The organism is Acinetobacter sp. ATCC 27244 (assembly GCF_000156555.1).
Taxonomy (GTDB): domain Bacteria; phylum Pseudomonadota; class Gammaproteobacteria; order Pseudomonadales; family Moraxellaceae; genus Acinetobacter; species Acinetobacter haemolyticus.
The window spans coordinates 60752-64080 of the sequence record NZ_GG665955.1 but is presented as its reverse complement, the minus strand read 5'-3'; the positions used below and the strand labels follow the sequence as shown (position 1 = coordinate 64080).

The 3329-nt window shown below is 38.2% G+C and carries 4 protein-coding genes; 2 read left to right on the top strand and 2 right to left on the bottom strand.

Going from position 1 to position 3329, the window contains the following annotated elements:
* The coding region (locus HMPREF0023_RS08535) for a TAXI family TRAP transporter solute-binding subunit (protein WP_034437380.1) at positions 1-978 on the bottom strand (978 nt) is incomplete at its 3' end.
* 151 nt (positions 979-1129) lie between these two features.
* The gene (locus HMPREF0023_RS08530; RefSeq protein ID WP_008941850.1) at positions 1130-1672 is read right to left on the bottom strand and encodes a DUF2062 domain-containing protein; all 543 of its coding nucleotides are present in this window, start codon (positions 1670-1672) and stop codon (positions 1130-1132) included.
* A gap of 303 nt (positions 1673-1975) precedes the next feature.
* Between HMPREF0023_RS08530 and HMPREF0023_RS08525 the strand changes: the two genes are divergently transcribed.
* Positions 1976-2569 carry a LysE family translocator gene (locus tag HMPREF0023_RS08525; RefSeq protein WP_008941849.1) on the top strand — a complete coding sequence of 198 codons (594 nt, stop codon included), beginning with the start codon at positions 1976-1978 and terminating at the stop codon, positions 2567-2569.
* Between the two features lie 100 nt (positions 2570-2669).
* Positions 2670-3239 carry a dCTP deaminase gene (gene dcd / locus HMPREF0023_RS08520; protein ID WP_003653416.1) on the top strand — a complete coding sequence of 190 codons (570 nt, stop codon included), beginning with the start codon at positions 2670-2672 and terminating at the stop codon, positions 3237-3239.
* Positions 3240-3329 lie beyond the last annotated feature (90 nt).

Here is a 3329-nt window from a genome sequence, read left to right as displayed (position 1 = left end):
GTATTTTTTAGCACCTGGATGGAGTGGTGCGACTAAACCATTTTGAGCACCTTGCAAAGTGATGTCTTTTGCTGCTTGGTGAGTATTGGCTAAAGCATCTAGGCTTTCGAAGAAGGTTTTAGTCAATTTGTAGACATCATCTTCAGATAAATCAGAGCGAACGACTAAAGCATTCATGATTGCTGCAGTTGGAATATCCTCAGCATTGTCATAGGTTCCTTTCGGAATAATCATTGGTAAGAAATAGGCCTGATCTTTGGCAATTTCTTTAATCTTATCAGGATTGATACTGACCAACTGTAGATCATAACCACGTTGCAATTCCATCAGTGACGAGTTTGGAATACCACTGGTAAGGAAGGCTGCATCTAGTTTTCCACCTTTCAATGCATCCGCTGCTTCGGCATAACCTAAATAATCTACTTTTACATCCTTGTAGGTAATACCGAAACCATTCAACAAAGTGCGAGCATTGACTTCAACACCTGAGTTCTGAGCACCAACTGCGATACGTTTACCTTTCAAATCCTCAATATTTTTAATTCCAGATTTCTTTGAGGTTACGATTTGCACATAGTTCGGATAGAGCGCTGCGATTTGCTGAACATTGGTGATTTTATCTTTAAAGCTGCCTTGTCCATTGATTGCTTCGGTGAGACTGTCGCTCATCACAAAAGCCATTTCTACTTTGTTTTGCTTTAACAAATTTAGATTTTCTACAGAAGCACCTGTGGTCTGTGTCTTAGAGTTAACGCCATACGTTTTATGGTAAATTTCAGCCAAATTTGTTGCGATGACATTATATGGACCTGAAGCACCACCAGTTGCAATATTAACAAATCGTGTTTCCAGTTTATTGGCGCTTGTCGTTGCGCTACTGCCTTCTTGGCTTGCATTTTTATTGCCAGTATTGTCAGAACAAGCAGATAAACCTGTTATTGCTAAACCGAGTAAAATGAGTTGGGGCCATTTTTTCATTACTATCTCCTGTTTATATGCATACCATAAATCCATCATTTGGCTGCTTTATTTAATATTCAGTACATTTTTACGCAATTAAATATGTTCTACTCTTACCGTATTCTCAGGGGGATGGCAACTTTTTTTACAGGTTTTTAGACTAAAGAATTTATCCTGCTGAATGGCGTGATTTCCATTTGCGGATCACCATCCAACGCCAGATTAAATGTGTAGCAATATAAAATAGTAGTGCAAACAGTACGGCTTCGATGATGAGTCCTGTAATTAAGATTTTGGCTAAATGCAGATCAATATGTCCATGACCGAAATTTTGTAACCAGTTGAGGATCTGATGTAAGACGCCAAGTAGCATGTCTTTATTAATCATATTGACGTGGAAAATTTTTGCACCAAACCAAAAACCTAAATATAAAATTGGGACGATGGTCAATGGATTGGTTAGCCAAGCCATACATAGTCCAAGCGGCAAATTTACTTCAAAATATAAAACCGTGAGAATAATGAAAAGGCTGTGGAAAGGAACTGGTAAAATTCCCCAAAATGCCCCAAGACCTATCGCTTTTGCAATCGAGTGTCGATTCACATACCAAAGCAATGGATTCAAGGTGCGAGTGCCGAATATTTTCATAAGTTTTAAATCGGCAATTTTTTCAGAGGAAGGAAGCCACTTTTGGAAGAATAGCTTAGGCATAAAATGGGTAAAGTGATGAGAAAATATCATCTTTATCTTAACAGTCGTTTCTTAGCTCAAACTTAAATTATGTACAATAAATGTTTGATTTTTCATGTTGTAAAAGCCAAAGTACAGCGTGGGGCGGTGAATAAATCTACGATAATGAGATGGTGACTTACAAGTTACTAAACATTGACTCTTTAAAAAGATAGTAAATATAAAAGCTTAGCTGAAAGGTAGACATGACTCCTTACAGATATTTTTTTGCTATCATAGTATTGTTTAGATTAATCTAAAAACCTCTCTTAGTGAGGTCATTCAATGATTTCATGGTTTTTTATCGGTTTGGTTGCCACGATCTTGTTCACACCAGGTCCAACCAATACTTTGCTAGCATCTTCAGGTATCCAAGTCGGCGTACGCAAATCTTTATTGCTCATACCCGCAGAAGCGATGGGTTATATCATAGCGATTAGTGCATGGGGTGTGTTGATTGGTACAGTCTCTGCTACCTTGCCATTGCTCCCAACATTCTTAAAATTATTGAGTGCGAGCTATATTCTTTTTCTAGCTATAAAATTATGGCGTACAGCAGACCAACAAGTTGCATTGAATCAGCCAACGATCAGACCACGAGAGCTTTTATGTGCGACATTGCTGAACCCTAAAGCATTATTGTTTGCGTCAGCAATTTTCCCTGCAAGTGCTTGGACGAGCCAAGAAATATATTTGACTCATATGAGTACTTTCGTTGGGCTAATTATTCCGATTGCTATGTTTTGGATTGCCGTTGGGGCAGCTTTAGCAACGAATAAAGTTGGATGGTTATCTCAAGCCAAATTACAAAGGACCGCATCTATTGTGCTCGTGAGTTTTGCGATCCCGATCAGTTATTCTGCACTTTCTAAACTCTAGTCGTCATATCAGATTGCTGATAGAACAGCATTGTTTTCATTGGCAGCATTTTACGTTAAAGTAGCCACCAATCATCAACTTCGTTTTTGGATATAAAGACATGGCAATAAAATCTGATCGTTGGATTCGTGAAATGAGCGAAAAACACGGCATGATTGAACCTTATGCAGAAAATCAAGTTCGTTTCGATGAAAACGGAGAAAAGTTGATTTCCTATGGGGTATCAAGCTATGGCTATGATGTCCGTTGTGCGCGTGAATTCAAAGTATTTACCAATGTACACTCTGCAATTGTAGATCCAAAAAACTTTGATGATAAAAGCTTTATTGATATCGAATCTGATGTTTGTATTATTCCACCAAACTCGTTTGCTCTAGCACGTACGATTGAATATTTCCGTATTCCACGTAATGTACTTACTGTATGTTTAGGGAAATCAACCTATGCGCGTTGCGGTATCATTGTAAACGTTACGCCGTTAGAGCCTGAGTGGGAAGGTCACGTTACCCTTGAGTTTTCAAATACGACAAATTTACCTGCGCGTATTTATGCGGGTGAGGGCGTTGCTCAGATGCTGTTTTTTGAAAGTGATGAAGTATGTGAAACATCATACAAAGATCGTGGTGGTAAATATCAAGGTCAAACAGGTGTGACACTGCCGAAGACTTAAATTTTCAGGGCGTTTATTATTATAAAAAAATTTAACCATTGATCATTCGGTCAATGGTTAAATTATCAGAGTAAAGTATTGGTTTTGAAG